This window comes from Roseburia sp. AM23-20 (assembly GCF_003470905.1).
GTDB lineage: Bacteria > Bacillota > Clostridia > Lachnospirales > Lachnospiraceae > Roseburia > Roseburia rectibacter.
The window spans coordinates 50,624-70,345 of sequence record NZ_QRHS01000017.1 but is presented as its reverse complement, the minus strand read 5'-3'; the positions used below and the strand labels follow the sequence as shown (position 1 = coordinate 70,345).

Here is a 19,722-nt window from a genome sequence, read left to right as displayed (position 1 = left end):
GCATTAGAAAAATTCCGGCAGAGTATTCTATATAGGGCAGTGTGTCGGAAATTGTACGGGGTTAAGGAGGAGCGTGAAATGTTATTTGGGGACAGTGAGCAAAAAAGGAAACAAAAGGAACAGCGCAGCAGGGAAAAAGACTGGAAGAGTAAATTACTTGGAACCGGCATGGAAAAAGGAGCCGCAGGTGAGCTGGTAAAAATAATTACAGAGGCACAGGAACTTGGGGAGAGACTTCAGACAGACTATAAAACATCAAGAGAACATCTGGAGCGTGCGCAGCGCAAGATTGAACTTTTACTGGATGAGATGACAGAGGAACCGGAACGTGATGCAAAAAAGAGCCTGGATTCCCTGATCGTGGATCTGGATCACGTATATCATATGTGTTCTATCAGGGAGGATGACCCGGATTATGGATCGACGGTACAGTGTTTAAAAACTGCATCGGCAGAATTTGGTACACCGGATGCAAAGATCAGCACACTTATGCTGCGCAGTGAACTGGAGAATATACAGGCAGTATTAAAGGACGCAGCAGGCTGGGATGCCCCCGATTTTTTTGCACTTGCGTATTATCTGAAGCATGGAGATAAAGAAGCACTTGCTGATATGGAGAATGGGCAGCGCAATCAGTTTTTGGCAGATTATCTGAAAGAAAATTTTACAGACTGCTATGCGCAACATATTGAATCCGCAGGGTTAAAAGATGAAATTTCAGATTTCATTCGTACAGTTCATAATATACATAACTAATAGTTATGGAAAACGTCACTTTGTATAATTATGATTAAAATCCATCAAGAATTTAGGTGAATCTGAATATTGTGCAAAGTGTATATTTTTGCTATTATTGCAACAACAAGTTTGAGAGCTTTCGCAAATGTATGAAATTTCAGGACAATATAAGATGCGGAAGTATCGAAGGAGGAAATATTATGAAAAAAGCGGTATGTATGTTTTTAACAGCAGCGCTGGCAGTAAGTTGTCTGGCAGGCTGTGGTGGCAATGCAGCAGGAAACACATCAACAGGCAATGCATCTGCAGGTACGGACAGCAGTGCAGCAGACGGTTCTGTATTTAAAATCGGAAGCATCGGACCGACAACCGGTGATGCAGCAATTTACGGAAACGCAGTTATGAACGCAGCACAGATGGCAGTGGATGAGATCAATGCAGCTGGCGGTGCAAACGGATATCAGCTTGCATTCAAAGCAGAGGATGATCAGAATGATGCAGAGAAATCCGTCAATGCATATAACTCATTAAAAGACTGGGGTATGCAGATCCTGATGGGAACTGTTACAACAACACCTTGTGTAGCAGTTGCAGACAAGACAGCAGAAGATGGTATGTTTGAGATTACACCATCCGCATCATCCACAGATGTTATCACAAACGATAATGTATTCCAGGCATGCTTTACAGACCCGAACCAGGGTACAGCTTCTGCACAGTACATTGCAGAGAACAATTTAGGAACAAAACTTGCAGTTATCTATGACAGTTCCAGTGTATATTCTTCCGGTATCGAAGCTACTTTCGTGGAAGAGGCACAGAACAAAGGACTTGAAGTAGTAGCTGAGGAAGCGTTTACAGCAGATTCCAAGACAGATTTTTCCACACAGCTTCAGAAAGCACAGTCTGCAGGCGCTGACTTAGTATTCTTACCGATTTACTATACAGAGGCATCTATCATTTTAACTCAGGCAAACGGTATGGGTTATGAGCCGGCTTTCTTCGGTGTTGATGGTATGGACGGAATCCTTGGTGTTGAGAACTTTGATACATCTTTAGCGGAAGGTGTTATGTTATTAACTCCATTCGCTGCAGATGCAGATGATGAGAAAACAAAAGCATTTGTTTCCACATACAAAGAGAAATATGGCGATGTTCCAAACCAGTTCGCAGCAGATGCTTACGATGCAATCTATGTTATCAAAGCAGCTATCGAGCAGGCAGGTGCAACACCGGATATGAGTGTTTCTGATCTGGGCACTGCATTAACCGGAGCAATGACATCTATCTCTGTAGATGGATTGACAGGAGATGGAATGACATGGCAGGCAACCGGAGAGGTCAGCAAGGCTCCGAAGGCAGTAGTGATCAAAGATGGTGCTTACGCAGCAATGTAAATGAAATAAAAAATAAATAGCTATTTTATAAGGAAAGAAAGGGGTTGTTTGCAGACAAAGTTGTCGCAGTCAGCCCCTTTTGTACTTATGACAGAATATTTTTAAACGTCACATTGTGGCGTTTTTTGAAACAAAAAGATTGTATACAAGTATTTCAAATGGTATAATAAAAAAATCAATGTATTAACGTTATAAAGTAAGAATGGAGGATTGTTATGAATTTCTTATCTTACCTGATCAATGGTATCAGTCTTGGAAGCGTCTATGCGATCATTGCACTGGGATATACCATGGTATACGGTATCGCAAAGATGTTGAACTTTGCACATGGAGATGTTATCATGATCGGCTGTTACGTGGTGTTTTTAGCCATGAACGGTCAGGGATGGCCGCCGCTTGTAGCGGTTGTTTTATCCGTTATTGTTTGTACGGTTCTTGGTATCGTCATTGAAAAAATTGCTTACAAGCCATTGCGCCGGGCTACTCCTCTTGCCGTACTTATCACAGCGATCGGTGTCAGCTACTTTTTACAGAATGCAGCACTGTTATTGTTTGGTGCGGACACAAAGTCTTTTACCAATGTTGTAACACTGCCATCTTTAAAACTTGCAGGCGGCAGCCTTACAATTTCAGGAACCACGATCGTGACGGTTCTTGCATGTGTCATCATTATGGCAGGTCTGATGTTATTTATCAAAAAAACAAAAGCCGGACAGGCTATGCTTGCTGTTTCGGAAGATAAAGATGCGGCACAGCTGATGGGAGTAAATGTTAACGCAACCATTTCCCTGACATTTGCGATCGGTTCTGGACTTGCAGCGATCGCAGGTGTGCTGTTCTGCTCTGCATACCCTACACTGACTCCTTATACAGGTTCCATGCCTGGTATCAAAGCGTTTACAGCAGCAGTATTCGGTGGAATCGGCTCTATCCCTGGTGCGTTGATCGGTGGTATTTTACTTGGTATCATTGAGATTTTAGGACGTGCTTATATTTCATCCCAGTTGTCAGATGCAATCGTGTTTGCAGTGCTTATCATTGTGCTGCTTGTAAAGCCGACCGGTATTCTTGGAAAACAGATTCATGAAAAAGTATAAGGTCAGATTGGAGTAATGATATGTCGAAATTAAATGTTAAAACAATGAAAAAAAGTACATTAGACCATCTGATTACCTTTGCCATGGTAATTGTGGCCTATCTTGTAGTCCAGATACTGATCGCAGCCGGAGTATTATCTTCCCTGATGCAGGGACTTTTAGTGCCGATGTGCACATATTCCATTGTTGCGATCGGATTAAATCTCTGTGTTGGTTATCTGGGAGAACTTAGTATCGGACATGCAGGTTTTATGTGTGTCGGTGCATTTTCAAGTGCATTTGCAACAAAACTTTTACAGAATGTAATCCCAAATCAGATCCTTCTGTTTATTGTCGTTTTGATCATAGGAACAGCAGTGGCTGCATTTTTCGGATTCCTCATCGGTATCCCGGTATTGCGTTTAAGAGGTGATTACCTTGCTATCGTAACACTTGCATTTGGTGAGATCATTAAAAACGTGATCAACGTACTTTACATAGCGAAAGATACGGACGGTTTTCATTTTGCAATTTCAAACGGAAATGCGATCAAACTTTCGGATGAGGGAGAATGGCTTATAAACGGTGCAAAAGGTATTGCAAAGATTCCTCATTTATCCAGTTTTACAGCGGGTGTGATCATGATCCTGATCTGTCTGTTTATCGTATATCATCTGGTAAATTCCAGAAGCGGACGTGCGATCATGGCAATCCGTGATAACCGTATCGCGGCTGAGTCAGTTGGTATCAACATTACAAAATTTAAACTGATGGCATTTACGATCTCCGCAGCGATCGCAGGAGCCGGCGGTGTTTTATATGCACACAACCTGTCAACCGTTACAGCAACACCTGCAAACTTTGGTTACAACATGTCGATCATGATCCTTGTATTTGTTGTATTAGGTGGAATGGGAAGTTTCCGCGGTTCTATCATTGCTGCTGTGATCCTTACGTTATTGCCGGAGGTACTGCGTGGACTTTCTGATTACCGTATGCTGATCTATTCCATCGTGCTGATCGCAATGATGCTCTTTAACTGGGCACCAAAATGTATCGAATTCAGACAGCGTATGGCAGCGAAACTGAAAAAGAACACAAAGAAAGGAGTACAGTAACATGAGTTTATTGGAAGTAAAAAATCTTGGTATCTCCTTTGGCGGTCTGCGTGCAGTAGACGGATTTCATATTTCAATCGAAAAAGGACAGTTATACGGACTGATCGGGCCGAACGGTGCCGGAAAGACAACTGTATTTAATATGTTAACCGGTGTGTATACACCAAATGACGGATCTATCACATTAGACGGAGTGGATATCACAGGGAAAAAGACCATCGATATCAATAAAGCAGGAATCGCCCGTACATTCCAGAATATCCGTCTGTTTAAAGACCAGTCAGTGCTTGATAATGTAAAGATCGGTCTGCATAATCAGATCACATATTCTACGCTGACAGGAATCTTACGTCTGCCAAAATACCATCAGGCAGAAAAAGAGATGAATGAGAAAGCAATGGAACTTTTAAAAGTATTTGATCTTGAAAAAGAAGCAGATTTTCTTGCGTCCAATCTCCCTTATGGTAAACAGAGAAAACTTGAGATCGCAAGAGCACTTGCAACGAATCCAAAACTTCTGCTTTTAGATGAGCCGGCTGCCGGTATGAACCCGAACGAGACAAAAGAGCTGATGGAGACAATTCATTTTGTAAGGGATGAATTTGATATGACAGTGCTTTTGATCGAGCATGATATGAAACTGGTATCCGGTATCTGTGAGAAACTTACTGTATTAAACTTCGGACAGGTTTTAGCAGAGGGTAAAACGACGGAAGTATTGAATGATCCGCAGGTCATCAAGGCATATCTTGGAGAATAGGAAAGGAGATTTTAAGTTATGGCAATGCTTGAAGTAAAAAATCTGGAAGTATACTATGGCGTGATCCAGGCAATCAAGGGAATCTCCTTTGAGGTCAATGAGGGTGAAGTCATTGCGCTGATCGGTGCAAACGGTGCCGGAAAGACAACAACATTACAGACGATTACAGGTATGTTAAGCCCGGCAGCAGGTGAGATCATTTTTGAGGGATGTGATATCTCAAAGATTCCGGGACACAAGATCGTATCCATGGGAATGGCGCATGTGCCGGAGGGACGTCGTGTATTTGCAGAGTTATCCGTATATGAGAACTTAAAACTGGGTGCATACACCAGAAAAGATAAACAGGAGATCGCAGAGACTTTAGCGAAAGTATATGAGAGTTTCCCACGACTGGAAGAGCGTAAAAACCAGCTTGCAGGAACCTTAAGCGGTGGTGAGCAGCAGATGCTTGCCATGGGGCGTGCGCTGATGTCAAAGCCGAAAATCATCCTGATGGATGAGCCGTCCATGGGACTTTCTCCGATCCTCGTGGAGGAGATTTTCCACATTATCCGTGAGATCTCTGCAGGTGGAACAACCGTACTTTTAGTAGAGCAGAATGCGAAGAAAGCGTTATCCATTGCTGACCGTGCATATGTACTGGAGACCGGCAATATCGTTCTCTCCGGTGATGCAAAGGAAATGATGAATAACGAATCGATCAAGAAAGCATATCTTGGAGAATAGGGGGATGCAGCAATGAAAAAAACAGTGATTACAATCGCAAGAAGCTACGGCAGCGGTGGACGTACGCTGGGTAAGCTGCTCGCAGAAGAACTTGGAATTAATTGCTACGACAGAGAGATTTTAAGAATGGCATCCGATGACAGCGGCATCAATGAGGCGCTTTTCGGACAGACCGATGAAAAATTAAAGAAATCACCTTTGTTTCGTATTGCACGCAAAAATCCGTACAAGGGCGGTGTAATCCCGCCGGAGAGCGCAGATTTTGTATCGGATGACAACCTGTTTAATTATCAGGCAAAAGTGATCCGTGAACTGGCGGAGGAAGAGTCCTGTATCATTATCGGAAGATGTGCGGATTATGTGTTAAAGGATGATCCGAATGTGCTCCGTTTGTTTTTCTTTGCACCGAAGGAAGATTGTATCGTCCGTGTAATGGAGCATGACGGAATCACCAGGCGGGATGCGGAGAATAAGATCGAAAAGATCGATAAGCACCGTGCGGATTATTATAAATATTATACCGGGAAGGACTGGTATGATGCCAGAAACTATGATTTCTGTCTGGATACGACTTCCATGGGATATGAAAAGCTGGTGGAGGTTGTGAAGAACTTTATTGAGGTGTACCAGAGTTAAGGTGCGGAAATGAAAAAGCAGGGCGTGGGTGGCTCTGCTTTTTTTGTGGGAGTGGGGTGGCTGGGTTTGCCGGCTGGTGCGGTGTGGGTGGCGGGGGCTTTCGGCTGGGGTTCCGTTGTGTGGGAATAAGAAATTCTAAGTGCCCCTGCGGGAGGTTGTGAAAGGCGGACGCGAGCACCCCGGACGAGCCATCCGTGGCCCGACCGGGGTTTGTGCTGCCGTCCTTGGCAGCACATCGCTGTGACTTGGCAGGGGCACTAAGATTTTCTAATTCCCTTCCAAAGTCATCCCAGCCGAAAGCCCCCGCCACCCACGCCTCCCAGCCGTCAAACCCAGCATCTCACGCCGGGGTGTGGGCGTTGCCGTGCCGGCCGCCCACGGGGAGGTGTAGGGCGAGTCGTGCCGACCGCCTGCATGAGGGGAAGTATAGAGTGGAGTGGTGTGCCGATCGCCTGCATGAAAAAGAATACTATACAGCTTTCCTTTAGGTTGTTATAATAAAAAGAAAGGTTTGCCAACGCGAAACTCTCAAGAACGTAGCGTAGTTGTGCGGCGGGCACCTGTTTATAAGAAGGTGCTGGGGAGCCGTCGGTACTTAGCGACCGTATTTTGGTCGCTTAGTATCCGCTACGAGCGACACGCAGCGAGAGTGTGCCTTCGTTAAACAGGTGCCCGCCATACAACGACCACCACAACCTGCAGAAGAGTTTCGCCCAAGACTTTATGTTTTATTATAACAACCCAAAAGAAAGGGGCACACACAAATGAGCGAGTTAACTAAAGAAATGCCAAAGAAACTGGGATTCGGCTGCATGCGTCTCCCGGTAACCGACGGCAGCACAGAAAATATCAACGACGCAGCGTTCTGCGAGATGATCGATTCCTACCTCGAACAGGGATTTAAGTACTTTGACACCGCATATCCATATCACAATGGCAGATCCGAGGAAGCAGTCGGACGCTGTCTGGTACAACGGTATGCGAGGGATCGTTTTTTCCTTGCGAGCAAGATGCCGGTATGGCTGGTCAAAGAGTACGCTGACTACGGAAAGTATTTCGAGGAACAGTTAAAAAAATGCCAGGTAGAGTATTTTGACTTTTATCTTTTACATGCCATGAATAAAGACCGGGTCAAAGAGGCGGAGAACTTAGGCGGATTTCAGTTTTTACAGAGCATGAAAGCGGAGGGAAAGATCCGGCATATCGGATTTTCTTTCCACGATAAGGCGGATGTGTTGGATGAGATTCTGACAAATCATCCGGAGATGGAGTTTGTGCAGCTTCAGATCAATTATTATGACTGGGAGTCTGAGAACGTGCAGTCACGCAAATGCTATGAGGTGGCGGAAAAACATGGGGTACCTGTGATCGTGATGGAACCTGTCAAAGGCGGTACGTTAGCAAATATGGTCGGAGAGCCGGCGAAGATCTTAAGTGCACTGGATGAAAATGCTTCCTATGCATCTTATGCGATCCGGTATGCGGCATCACTGCCGAACGTGATGCTGGTGTTAAGCGGAATGTCCGATCTAAAGCAGTTACAGGACAATACGGCTTATATGAAAGATTTTCAGCCGCTCACGGATAAAGAGCAGCAGGCAATCGGAAAGGTGGTGGAAGAACTCGAAAAACTTCCAACGATTCCCTGTACCAACTGCCGTTACTGTGTGGAGGGATGTCCGAAAAAGATCCGTATCCCGGATATTTTTGGAGTCTACAACATGGGCGTACAGTTTGGAGTGACGGATGCGGCACGGGGGTCTTACCGCTGGCAGATCGACGGAAGCGGTAAAGCCGGAGACTGCATCAAATGTGGAAAATGCGAGGCACAGTGCCCGCAGCATCTTGAAATCCGGAAACTGTTAGAAGAGGCAGCAGACATTTATGAAAAAGAAATGCACTTATAATTTCTTCAAAATCTTTTCCATATCCCGCTGATGCCCGATGATCATCAGATGTTCTTCTTTACGGAACACATACTCTGCATTTGGCATCAGTTCCATGCCGTTTTCAGCTTTGATGCCGATGATATTTGCATTATATTTGACGCGGACATTGACGTCCCTGATCGAATGACCGATCCACTCCGGCAGAGGGGCGATTTCATAAATGGAAAAATTATTTCCGAGTTCCACATAGTCAAAGACCTGATTTGCAGAAAAACGAACCGCGACTTTTTCTGCAATATCACGGTCTGGATAAATCACTTCATCCGCACCGTTACGCAGTAGGAACTTTGCGTGGATATCACGGTTGGCCTTGCTGACAACATATTTTGCCCCAAGATCTTTTAACTGGCTTGTAATCTCAAGACTGCTCTGAAAATTTTCACCAATACAGACAAAACAGTAATCAAAGTTTCCGACACCAAGACTTTTTAAGACTTTTTCGTTGGTACAGTCGCCAATCTTAGCGCTGACCACAAGGGGAAGAAGGTCTTCTAAGCTTGCTTCGTCTTTGTCAACGATCATGATCTCATTGTCTAGTCTGGCGAGATCCTGACATAAATGGGTGCCGAAACGTCCGAGTCCGATAATTAAAATTGATTTCATAAGTAAATTCCTTTCTCAGCCGATGTTGATGCGTTCTACCGGCTGCATGATATGTGTTAGTTTTTTATGGTCGGTAAAAGAAAGTGCAAAGGAAAGACTTCCAAGGCGACCGATATACATCAGAAAAATGATAATAAGTCGTGAAATAAAATTAAGCTGACTGGTCAGTCCGGCTGTCATTCCCGCAGTACAGATTGCGGATATGACTTCAAAAAGCGTGTCACCGACAGAGAAACCCTGCATGCCGCAGATTGCGAGGGTTGCGGCAAGTCCGGCAAACAGATAGGTACAAAGCAGGGCGGATGCTTTTGTGATCGTATCATCTTCAATCCTGCGGCCAAAAATATTAGTTCCGGTTGTCCGAAGGAGGGTAGAGCGCAAATGTAACAGTAAAACGAAAATGGTTGCCATTTTGACGCCGCCCGCTGTGGAACCGGAACCCCCGCCGATAAACATCAGGATGATGGTAAGGAGTTTGCCTCCTTCTGTGAGTGAGCCGATATCAAGTGTATTAAAACCGGCAGTTCTAGGCGTGATCACGCTGAAAAAAGAACTGCAGATGATGCCTTTCGTGCTCATATCGGCATATAGGTTATTGCGTTCTAACAAATAGAACAGCAGCGCACCGCCAAAAACCAGAACCGCTGAAAAACTCAAGACCATTTTGGTCTGCAGGGCATATTTCTTAAAATGCCATTTATGATCAATGATGTCACTCCATACAATAAATCCAATCCCGCCAATCAGGATTAAGGCGCACAGCGTAAAGCTGACCACAGGATCGTCATAATAGGCAGTAAAAGAAGAATACGGCTTATATTTTCCCATGATATCAAATCCGGCATTACAAAAGGCTGATATGGAATGGAAAATGCTGTAATAAAGTCCATTCGAAAATCCCATTTTAGGATAGAAGCGGGTAAATAACAGCAATGCACCGATGCCTTCGAATAATACAGTACCTTTTAGTACGCGTTTGATCAGGCGCACTGCGCCGCCGATATCCAGAACATTAAAACTTTCCTTGATCCAGCCACGTTCTTTCAAACCGATCTTCCGGCGCAAAACTAAAGAGACGGCAGTGCCGATGGTAATAAAGCCAAGTCCGCCGATCTGAATTAAAAGCAGCAGTACAAGCTGCCCGAAGATGGACCAGTGGGTATAGGTATCGACTAAAATAAGACCGGTGACGCAGGTGGCACTTGTTGCTGTAAAAAGTGCTGTGATAAAAGGGGTAATTTCACCGGTGCGGGAAGAGCAGGGAAGCATCAAAAGACATGTTCCGCCTAAGATAAGCAGAAGAAAACCAAGTGCGATCAACTGCATGCCAGAGAGACGCTTTAATTTTTTTGGTAACATATATCCTCCAAAGAGTAAAATTTTGTTGAGAAACGTATATTAAAATATTATAATACGAATAGTGAACTTTGTATATATAACATTTTTACGAAGTTAAAGAGGAGAGGAGCATGAAAAGTTATGGATGATTTGTTTGGTCTGATTGTGATAATTATTGGCATTGCAGCAGGGATTTACAGTGATAAAAAGAAAAAAGAAGGAGTGCAAAAGAAAGCGGCTGTGCCGAATCAGCCTGGCGGAGGAAGAAAAAATGTACCACAGACACAGGTTTCTTATGGTGGTCATGCAGGAAGACCGGATATTATTGCGGATGCGGCAAATGCGATGCAGAGAGAATTATCTGCAAGACAGCAGGAATTAAAACAGAGACTGCAGCAGAAGTATGGCACGGTTGCATCGAATACGGCAAAGTCCACGCAGGCAGCGCGCCCTGTTTCAAATCCCGGAAAAGGTGCTATTTTAAACCGTGCAGATTTGAACGTCAATGAAAATCAGACGGACGAACTGCGGAAACAGTTTTATGAAAAAACAGGAGAGCCGCCCCAAAAGGTACATGGGGAGTGTGAGGAAGAATGTTCCCTGATGGATCAGGTCAATGATCTGATGATCATGGGATATCAGGCGAATCTGAGTTTTGAACGCGATTTTGTGGCAGAAGGAGTGGAGATGTTAAACCGTTTTGAGCTGCCGGACGAAATTGCGGGATTGACAGAAGTACATACGGCATAAGGCGAAAGAAAGGACAGCAACAGTATGGCAGAAAGAATACCGGTAAGTGGCGAGATCTACCGCCATTTTAAAAATAAATTATATCAGATCGTAACGATTGCGACACATTCTGAAACAGGAGAAAAACTGGTCATTTACCAGGCGTTATATGGAGATTTTGGCGTGTACGCAAGACCGCTCTCCATGTTTACCAGTGAAGTGGATCTCGAAAAATATCCGGAGGTTACGCAGAAATACCGGTTTGAGCTGGTGGAGCGGGAGAAAAAAGAGGATGTGCAGGATCAGAGTGGAGATACCGGCACGCGGGAAAATAAAAGTGTTCCGTCTGATACAGAAGAGCAGGTAGAACCGAAACTTATGGAGTTTTTAGATGCGGATTCCTTTGAGGAAAAGTATAATATCCTGACATCCATGCGCGATATTATTACAGATAAAATGATCAACAATATGGCAGTTGTTTTAGACGTTGTGATCCCGGAAGGAGATCTCGATGACCGTTATGAGCAGCTCAAACAGTGTATCCGCACCAGACAGCGTTTTGAGAGCACACGTCTCAGATAATCTGTGTGGAAAATAAGACTGCGGGTTTGTTTTTCACACGGCTATTTGTTGAGGATTAGTGTACAAAAATGGAGATTACATGGTTTCAGAAGAATTAAAATCAAAATTACAACAGATCACGCAGCAGGAGGTTTACAAGATGATCGTCAGCAAACCCTCTGACAAAGCTGCAAAATATCGTAAGATCGAGATCGAAAAAAAATCGTCCGGTTATCAGGCAGCAGCCTATACGCAGAAACAGGTTTTTCATGAAAAAATAGAGCCGGATAGACTTTTGAGCTATTTGTCAGAGCGTGTTGGCAGTGAATTTTTACAGTTAAATGCCTGGGATGGCAACAGTGAATATATGCTTTTGATCTCGAAAAAAGGAAAAGTGACTTACCGCTGTAAGAAGCAGGCAGAGGGCGCCGCAAAAGCGCAGGAATTCCATAACCGCAAAAAGAAATATCTTTTGGAAGAGGGAACCGTGATTCCGCCGCTGGTTGATATGGGAGTTTTTACGGCAGAGGGAAAAGTAGTCCGTACCATGTACGATAAGTTTCGTCAGATCAATCGTTTCCTTGAGATCATCGAGGACGGAGTGCGTGATTATCCGTATGACCACTTAAATATCATTGATTTTGGCTGTGGAAAGTCTTATCTGACATTTATTCTGTATTATTATTTTTCAGAAGTAAAAAAAATGAATGTACAGATCATTGGACTTGATCTGAAAGATGAGGTTATTAAAAACTGTAACCTTGCAGCAGAAAAATACGGCTATCAGAATCTGCATTTTGAATTAGGTGATATTAACGGCTATCAGACACCATTTCCGGTAGACATGGTCGTAACATTGCATGCCTGTGATACAGCGACAGATTATGCGCTTTACAATGCCGTGCAGTGGAATGCAAAGATGATTTTTTCCGTGCCATGCTGCCAGCATGAGTTAAACGGACAGATAAAGACAGACCAGTTCTCACTGCTGACACGTTACGGCATCATTAAAGAGCGTTTCTCAGCACTTGCAACCGATGCGATCCGTGCAAACCTGTTAGAGGCATGCGGATACAAAACACAGCTTTTAGAGTTTGTCGATTTTGCGCATACGCCAAAGAATATTCTGATCCGTGCAGTACAGAAGAAAGTTGTGCCGCGTGCGGTAAAACAAAATTATCTCACAGAAGTGGAAAATATGATGGAGGAGTTTCATTTTACACCGACGTTGTACAGACTGCTCAAAGACAGCAAAAAAATATAAAAAGTAAAAATGGGTGTGGCTGTTTTGCCACACCCATTTTAAATGCAGATAACGAAGTGTCAGGAAAGTCTGCTTAACTGGCTGTTATGATATTTGCCGGAGAATGTTACATCTTCCCCAAACCATTCCGGGGGAGTAAAGCTGTTTGCTTCTTCTTCAGTCTCAAACTCTACTTCTGCGAGCAGCAGTGGGGCTAAATCTCCTTCAAATACATCCAGTTCGATCGTGTATTTTGGTGCAAGCGGGATCAGATAGCGGCGCTTTTTGATCAGCCTGCCATCAATTTTTTCTTTCAGATGAAGAAATGCTTCCTCATTCAAAGGCAGATTATATTCTTCGCGCACCATCATTCCCTTGCCTTTGTAGGTTAGAATATAATCGTCATTGGAACGGCGGATACGCACGACCGGGTTAGTGTTTAAGTAGCCCTGTTCGATCACTTTACAGGCATACTGTTCTAAGTGGTCAGGTAAGGTTTTTACCAGATATTTGCGTTCGATTTCCATGGTAGAGAACTCCTTTTTGTTATTTGTGAAATGATTTTAAAGGGATGTAGGAAAACAACATCGCTGTATATTATTATACCAGTTGTGCAGGTAAGAAAAAAGAAGATTTCGATAGAGGTTACAAAGAGACAAAGAAAAATATTTACAAATATAATAGTTGATTTCGCATGAAAGTGGAAGGCTTTCAATTGGGTGGCACGCACCTAAATAAACCAGTAGCAGTATTAACAAAGATAAAGGTCTTGCGTAAGCAGGACCTTTTTACGTAGGAGAAAAATGACAGTTAATTCAAGACTTTCTGATAGTGAACTATTGGATGCAATTTATAGAGCTGCATATGAGTACTCTAAATTAATTGGTAATTCCTAAAAATATAGATGAGTTTATGAAACGAAAATATAAGATAGTATTAGTATTACAAAAAAGTAAGTCACAGGAAAAGTACGGAATGGTTACAGCAGAGATAAAAGGAGGGACTTTTAAAAGATATGCATAAGGAGTTTCCAGATAATTTGAAGGAATTAATTACTATAGATAAATAAGAGCATACATGCAGAAAACAGGTAGCCATTGACCACAAAAAAACAGTTTGTTATACTTTATTTAAATTATTAAGCTGAATGTGATACCGTACATAAAAGAAAGGCAGGCAATATTTATGAGTAAAATTGGAATTTTCATGGCAGACGGCTGTGAGGAAATTGAAGGACTTACCGTAGTTGATATTGTGCGTCGTGCAAAAATGGAGATCGTTATGATCTCTGTCACCGGGAAAAAAGAAGTAACAAGCTCCCACGGAGTTACTTTTTTAGCAGATGTACTTGCAGAAGAAACAGGATATGAGGATTTGGATGGAATCGTGCTTCCGGGTGGAATGCCGGGAACTATACATCTGCTGGAAAATGAAACTGTCAATGCGGTGATCCGCAAGTTCGCAGATGAAGGAAAGTTAGTTGCCGCAATCTGTGCAGCTCCGAGTGTATTAGGTGCAGCAGGGCTGTTAGAAGGAAAGCATGCAACCTGTCATCCTGGATTTGAAGAAAAATTAACCGGTGCGACAACCAGCGAGGACGAGGTCGTAGTAGACGGCAACATCATCACAAGCCGCGGCATGGGAACAGCGATTCCATTTGCATTTGAGATCGTGCGTTACTTTACCGATGATGAAACGGTAGAGCATGTCCGTCAGGGGCTTGTGTACCGTGCAAATGAAAAATAACGGATCGCAGGCATCAGGCACAGAACAGATCATCGTGAATAAATAGAAAAAGTCTCCACATCACGCCATGGATGTGGAGGCTTTTTTACTTCCGGCAAGTTGTTTTTTTACTTGCCTGACATCTGCTCTTCCTGTTTCATGATCATTTTTTTGACCATCTCGCCGCCGATGCTTCCTGCCTGTGCAGAAGTAAGGTCACCGTTGTAACCTTCTTTTAACGGCACACCGATCTCGCTTGCTACTTCCTGTTTAAAACGGTTCATAGCTTCTTTTGCCTGTGGTACAGCCATTTTGCTGGTGTTAGAACCAGAATTGTTAGATCCACTCATGGATTTCACCTCCGTAAATTAATCTGTTGTTTGTTGTAACTATTTAGAATAGTTACTGTTTGGTATTAGGATTTACAAGTAAGAATTACTGTATGTCCTAATCCTATTATTTACAAAGAGAGGAAAAATATGATGGAAAATTCTGAGAAAATCGGGAACCTGCAAATGATTCAGGTTCGTTGACAGCAGACCATGAATACTCTATAATTAAAAAGTTATGATAGAGCTGCACGAAAGAACGGAGGAATATATGGATACAAAGAAACAGGATATATTTGACCGGCTGATGCATCTGCCTGTTTTAAATATTTTTGAACCATTTTATAAAAAACATAAGGAAATGCTATTATATTTATTTTTTGGCGGATTGACATTTGTGATAAGTGTTATCACATATGCCTTTTTTAATGTTTCACTTGGAATGAATGAGCTTGTTGCCAACATTTTTTCCTGGATCTTAGCAGTTTTATTTGCTTTTTTTACGAACCGTATCTGGGTATTTGATGGAAAGACGAATGGAGCAAAAGAATTTTTTGTACAGATGATGAACTTTTTTGGCGGACGTGTTGCAACGCTGCTTGTGGAAGAAGTGATACTTTTTGTGTTTATCACAGAGCTTGGATTTGGAAGTATGGCGGTTAAGATAGCGGCACAGATTATTGTAATCATATTGAATTATGTGATCAGTAAATTGTGGGTTTTCCGGAAATAAAAAGGTATATCCGGGTAAGGAGCAGAATCGAAGGGTATGTCTGTGCAGAGAAAAAGGGAGAATGTCAATGAAGGCAATCTTATATATTGTAATTCCGTGCTATAATGAAGAAGAAGTTTTACCGGTAACTTCCGGTCTTTTTTTAGAGGAATTATTGTTGTTGATTAAGAAGGAAAAGATAAGTCAAAAGAGCCGTATCCTTTTTGTGAATGACGGGAGCAGGGATCGCACATGGGAGATCATAGAGAAACTTGCCAGAGAAAATCCTTATTTTATCGGAATAAGCCAGAGCCGCAACAGGGGACATCAGAATGCGGTTCTTGCGGGACTGATGGAGGCAAAAGATGTCGCTGACATCACAATCTCAATTGACTGTGATGGACAGGATGATATTGCGACAATGGAAGCAATGGTAGATGCTTATTATGATGGTGCAGAAGTGGTTTATGGAGTCAGAAGTAAGCGCGATACGGATACTTTCTTCAAGAGGCTTACGGCACAGGCATTTTATAAAATTTTAATATGGATGGGGGTGGAGACCATTTACAATCATGCGGATTACCGCCTGGTTTCGGCGAGGGTTTTAAAAGAATTTGCCGGATTTAAGGAGGTAAATCTGTTTTTACGGGGAATGATCCCTCTGGTTGGATTTAAGAGCACAAGTGTTTTTTATGAGAGGCACGCGCGGATTGCGGGCAGATCACATTACCCACTTGCAAAGATGGTCAATCTCGCGATTGATGGAATCACAAGTTTAAGTGTAAAACCGCTGCGTCTTATTTCTGGTATTGGTATCGGAGTATCTGTATTAAGTTTTATTGGCGTTTTGTGGGCGGTCATTACACAGATCTGCGGCAGAACTGTGACCGGATGGGCAAGTACGATCTGTGTGATCTGTTTTATGGGAGGTGTACAGCTCGTCTGTCTTGGCGTGCTGGGTGAATATATTGGAAAAATCTATATGGAAGTCAAGGCGAGACCACGTTATATCATCAGCGAACGAACATGGATCAAACAAGATAAGAATGAGGAAAAAGGAGAATAGAGAAACATATGAAAATTTCATTGATTATTCCGTGTTATAACGAGCAGGAAGCGTTACCGATTTTTTATCGGGAAACAAAAAAAGTGATGCAGTCCATGGACTGTGATTATGAGATGATTTTTGTCAATGATGGATCAAAGGATGGTACACTGGGGCTTTTGAAAGAGTTCGCAAAAGAAGATGATCATGTGACTTATATCGGATTTTCCAGAAATTTTGGCAAGGAAGCTGCAATGTATGCCGGATTTTGTAATGTGACCGGTGATTATGCAGCCGTGATGGATGCAGATATGCAGGATCCACCGGCATTATTGCCGCAGATGCTCGATATTTTGGAGAATCAGGAATATGACAGTGTGGCAACACGCCGTGCAACAAGAAAAGGAGAGCCGGTGATCAGAAGCTGGTTTGCAAGAAGATTTTACAGTCTGATCAATAAGATCTCAGATGCAGACATTGTAGATGGTGCGAGAGATTTCCGGCTGATGAAACGCAGTATGGTTGATGCGATCGTTGAGATGGGAGAGTATAACCGTTTTTCGAAAGGTATTTTCGGGTGGATAGGGTTTAAGACATACTGGCTTCCATACGAAAATGTCAATCGCGTTGCCGGAGAAACAAAATGGAGTTTCTGGAAGTTATTTAAATATGCGATCGATGGTGTGATTAATTTTTCACAGGCTCCGCTTTCCATAGCATCCTGGTTTGGGATGTTTATGACATTTGTATCGTTTGTAGCAGTTGTGTTTATCGTTATCCGAAAACTGGTCTTTGGAGATCCGGTGGATGGCTGGGCGTCAACGGTATGTATTATCACGTTGATCGGCGGCATACAGTTATTCTGTATGGGGATTATGGGACAGTATATCGCAAAGACATATCTGGAAGTCAAAAAAAGACCGCACTATATCGTTTCGGATACGAACCGTGAGGATATGGAAAAGGTTAAATAAGGTATAAACGAAACAGGAGGTCAGGTATGAAAAAAAGAGTATTGGCAATGTTTATGGCTGCCTTAGTCTCTGTGGGGACTGTGCTTGCACCGGCAGACATGGGGAGTGCTTACGCAGCAGAGGTAACGCAGGAAGAAACGGAGGAAAGTGCTGCCGAGGCTTTGCTTGAGAATGAAACACCGGGAGTAACAGTCGAAACAGAAACCTCTGAAACGGAAGAAATACAGACGACAGAGGGGAAAGAAATACCGGAAACACAGATGGTTGAAGAAACATCTGAAACCAAAGAAGCAGCAGAGACACAGACAGTCGAAGTAATTGCTGAAACCGAAGAAACGGTGGATGTGCAGACAACAGGGGAGAATGAAGCAAGATCAGCCACACTTTCGGAGATGCCGACGGGTCTTCTGCCGTTTGAAGCAGTTGGTGAAATCACACTGGATCGCGAAACTGCGGAAGAGGAAGAAGCAGAAAATATTTTAAAATCATCTGCTTATTATAACAGTACCTGGGAAAAATATGGAAGTTATTATTTTTATAATCAGTTAAGCAGTAAGGAAAAGGCATACTGGGATGCTTTGAATAAAGTTTGTTTAAAGTATATGACAACACAGGCAGATGCAGCAAAATACAATATCAGTGGGACAACTTACTATTATATTGATATAGTAGGCAGCAGTTCGCTGTCATTATCGCAGATGGAGGAGGTATATCAGATCTTCCGTTATTCAAATCCACAGTACTATTTCTTAAAGAGTGCATACTTAAAAAATGGAACTTATGGTATTGCAGGCTGTGTTTATCCTGCATTTGCAAATGGTTCCGCACGTGCAGCTGCAACAAAAAAAGTGCAGAGTCAGGTTTCATCCTGGCAGAAGAAGATCGATGCATGTTCAACAGATGAGAAAAAGGTAAAAATGATCCATGATCTGATCATTGATAAAGTGGAATATAACCAGACCTTATATGATAATAATTTTAAAGATGAGGATACGGCATATTCCCAGTCTGCCTACAGTGTATTTTGCACAGATCTGACGGTATGTGCGGGATATTCACAGGCATTTGAGATGATGTGCAATGGCTCAGGAATCGATGCCGTAGCAGTAACAAGTTACTATCACGAGTGGAATAAAGTGCGTCTTAACGATTCCTGGTACAATGTAGACTGTACATGGGATGATGCGGACGGAACCATTTACTATGGTTATTTTGAAAGAAGCGATAATTATTATGATACAGTAAATTATAGTTCCTATGTTTTCCATGCGGAAGAAGATATCTGGGAGGGGTACCTGCCGGCATGTACGATCGATTCCGGGGCGACATCCACAGCACCGGGAACGATTGCCGCAATCACTCAGACAGTAGCAAAGCCAGTTATTTCAGCGTCGGTAAGCGGTACCTCCTATAAAGTAAAAATAACATCGAAAACATCTGGGGCAGTTATTTATTATACCACAGACGGAAGTGAGCCAAATGCGGCATATTCAAAGGGCACACGTTATACGGGAGCATTTACAGTTTCCCCTGGTAAGACGGTGAAGGCAGTTGCAGTCTGCAATAAATATGCGGACAGCAGTGTTTCATCGAAGAAACTCGCAAAGCTGACAACTTATAAGATCACATTCAAGAGCAATGGCGGCAAGGGAAGCATGAGCAAGCAGAGCATGGCAAAAGGTGTTTCCACCGCGATCTCAAAAAATAAGTTTTCAAAAAAATATTACACGTTTGCGGGCTGGAAGACCAAGGCGAACGGAAAAGGAAAGTCTTATAAAAATAAACAGAAGATCAAGCTCACAAAGAACATTACCCTGTACGCACAGTGGAAACTCACAAAATATAAGATCACCTATAAGCTAAACGGTGGAAAAAATGCGAAGAAGAATCCGACTGCATATACATACAAGACCTCGACGATCAAACTGAAAAATCCGACAAGAAAAGGGTATGTATTTAAGGGATGGTATTTAGATAAGAAATTTAAAAAGAAAGTTACTGTCATCAATAAAGGAAGCAGCGGAAATAAGACACTGTATGCAAAGTGGAAAAAGAAGTAA

20 protein-coding genes are annotated in these 19,722 nt (G+C 42.9%); 16 read left to right on the top strand and 4 right to left on the bottom strand.

The window, feature by feature from the left end:
* The first annotated feature begins 78 nt into the window (after positions 1-78).
* From DW650_RS13125 to DW650_RS13085, 8 genes are all read left to right on the top strand, one after another.
* A complete protein-coding gene (locus tag DW650_RS13125) occupies positions 79-756 on the top strand; it encodes a hypothetical protein (RefSeq protein ID WP_118210173.1) in 678 nt (225 codons plus the stop codon).
* A 182-nt stretch (positions 757-938) separates the two neighbouring features.
* A complete protein-coding gene (locus tag DW650_RS13120; protein WP_199536204.1) occupies positions 939-2,135 on the top strand; it encodes an ABC transporter substrate-binding protein in 1,197 nt (398 codons plus the stop codon).
* A 215-nt stretch (positions 2,136-2,350) separates the two neighbouring features.
* A complete protein-coding gene (locus DW650_RS13115; protein ID WP_117921017.1) occupies positions 2,351-3,232 on the top strand; it encodes a branched-chain amino acid ABC transporter permease in 882 nt (293 codons plus the stop codon).
* 20 nt (positions 3,233-3,252) lie between these two features.
* Positions 3,253-4,329, top strand: a complete 1,077-nt coding sequence (locus tag DW650_RS13110; protein ID WP_117921016.1) for a branched-chain amino acid ABC transporter permease — start codon at positions 3,253-3,255, stop codon at positions 4,327-4,329.
* Between the two features lies 1 nt (position 4,330).
* Positions 4,331-5,089: an ABC transporter ATP-binding protein gene (locus tag DW650_RS13105; protein ID WP_117921015.1), complete on the top strand. Its 759-nt coding sequence runs from the start codon at positions 4,331-4,333 to the stop codon at positions 5,087-5,089.
* 18 nt (positions 5,090-5,107) lie between these two features.
* Positions 5,108-5,818, top strand: a complete 711-nt coding sequence (locus DW650_RS13100) for an ABC transporter ATP-binding protein (protein ID WP_118210172.1) — start codon at positions 5,108-5,110, stop codon at positions 5,816-5,818.
* Positions 5,819-5,830: 12 nt separating this feature from the next.
* Complete coding sequence (locus DW650_RS13095; RefSeq protein ID WP_118210171.1) at positions 5,831-6,454, top strand: cytidylate kinase-like family protein; 624 nt, start codon at positions 5,831-5,833, stop codon at positions 6,452-6,454.
* Between the two features lie 764 nt (positions 6,455-7,218).
* Positions 7,219-8,361, top strand: a complete 1,143-nt coding sequence (locus DW650_RS13085; RefSeq protein WP_118210169.1) for an aldo/keto reductase — start codon at positions 7,219-7,221, stop codon at positions 8,359-8,361.
* Here the strand turns inward: DW650_RS13085 and DW650_RS13080 are convergent.
* Positions 8,356-9,006, bottom strand: coding sequence for a potassium channel family protein (locus tag DW650_RS13080; protein WP_118210168.1), 651 nt, complete (start codon positions 9,004-9,006; stop codon positions 8,356-8,358). The genes DW650_RS13085 and DW650_RS13080 overlap by 6 nt on opposite strands.
* A 15-nt stretch (positions 9,007-9,021) precedes the next feature.
* Positions 9,022-10,365, bottom strand: coding sequence for a TrkH family potassium uptake protein (locus DW650_RS13075; protein ID WP_117921009.1), 1,344 nt, complete (start codon positions 10,363-10,365; stop codon positions 9,022-9,024).
* 120 nt (positions 10,366-10,485) lie between these two features.
* On the opposite strand from DW650_RS13075, the gene DW650_RS13070 reads away from it, so the two are divergent.
* From DW650_RS13070 to DW650_RS13060, 3 genes are all read left to right on the top strand, one after another.
* On the top strand, positions 10,486-11,094 hold the full coding sequence (locus tag DW650_RS13070) for a hypothetical protein (protein WP_118210167.1): 609 nt from the start codon (positions 10,486-10,488) through the stop codon (positions 11,092-11,094).
* A gap of 24 nt (positions 11,095-11,118) precedes the next feature.
* Positions 11,119-11,655, top strand: coding sequence for a DUF1653 domain-containing protein (locus DW650_RS13065; protein WP_118210166.1), 537 nt, complete (start codon positions 11,119-11,121; stop codon positions 11,653-11,655).
* 79 nt (positions 11,656-11,734) lie between these two features.
* Positions 11,735-12,898, top strand: a complete 1,164-nt coding sequence (locus DW650_RS13060; RefSeq protein WP_118210165.1) for a class I SAM-dependent methyltransferase — start codon at positions 11,735-11,737, stop codon at positions 12,896-12,898.
* Between the two features lie 59 nt (positions 12,899-12,957).
* On the opposite strand, the gene DW650_RS13055 is transcribed toward DW650_RS13060, so the two are convergent.
* On the bottom strand, positions 12,958-13,404 hold the full coding sequence (locus DW650_RS13055; protein ID WP_118210164.1) for a CYTH domain-containing protein: 447 nt from the start codon (positions 13,402-13,404) through the stop codon (positions 12,958-12,960).
* Between the two features lie 658 nt (positions 13,405-14,062).
* On the opposite strand from DW650_RS13055, the gene DW650_RS13050 reads away from it, so the two are divergent.
* Positions 14,063-14,623 (top strand): DJ-1 family glyoxalase III, encoded by a 561-nt coding sequence (locus DW650_RS13050; protein ID WP_118210163.1) that lies wholly within the window; start codon positions 14,063-14,065, stop codon positions 14,621-14,623.
* A 107-nt stretch (positions 14,624-14,730) separates the two neighbouring features.
* Here DW650_RS13050 and DW650_RS13045 read toward each other — a convergent pair whose 3' ends face one another.
* Positions 14,731-14,952 (bottom strand): alpha/beta-type small acid-soluble spore protein, encoded by a 222-nt coding sequence (locus DW650_RS13045; RefSeq protein ID WP_015559764.1) that lies wholly within the window; start codon positions 14,950-14,952, stop codon positions 14,731-14,733.
* Between the two features lie 250 nt (positions 14,953-15,202).
* Between DW650_RS13045 and DW650_RS13040 the strand changes: the two genes are divergently transcribed.
* From DW650_RS13040 to DW650_RS13025, 4 genes are all read left to right on the top strand, one after another.
* Positions 15,203-15,664 (top strand): GtrA family protein, encoded by a 462-nt coding sequence (locus tag DW650_RS13040; RefSeq protein ID WP_117921003.1) that lies wholly within the window; start codon positions 15,203-15,205, stop codon positions 15,662-15,664.
* Between the two features lie 67 nt (positions 15,665-15,731).
* Complete coding sequence (locus DW650_RS13035) at positions 15,732-16,709, top strand: glycosyltransferase family 2 protein (protein ID WP_118210162.1); 978 nt, start codon at positions 15,732-15,734, stop codon at positions 16,707-16,709.
* Positions 16,710-16,717: 8 nt separating this feature from the next.
* The gene (locus DW650_RS13030) at positions 16,718-17,662 is read left to right on the top strand and encodes a glycosyltransferase family 2 protein (RefSeq protein WP_118210161.1); all 945 of its coding nucleotides are present in this window, start codon (positions 16,718-16,720) and stop codon (positions 17,660-17,662) included.
* 26 nt (positions 17,663-17,688) lie between these two features.
* Positions 17,689-19,722 (top strand): InlB B-repeat-containing protein, encoded by a 2,034-nt coding sequence (locus tag DW650_RS13025; protein ID WP_118210160.1) that lies wholly within the window; start codon positions 17,689-17,691, stop codon positions 19,720-19,722.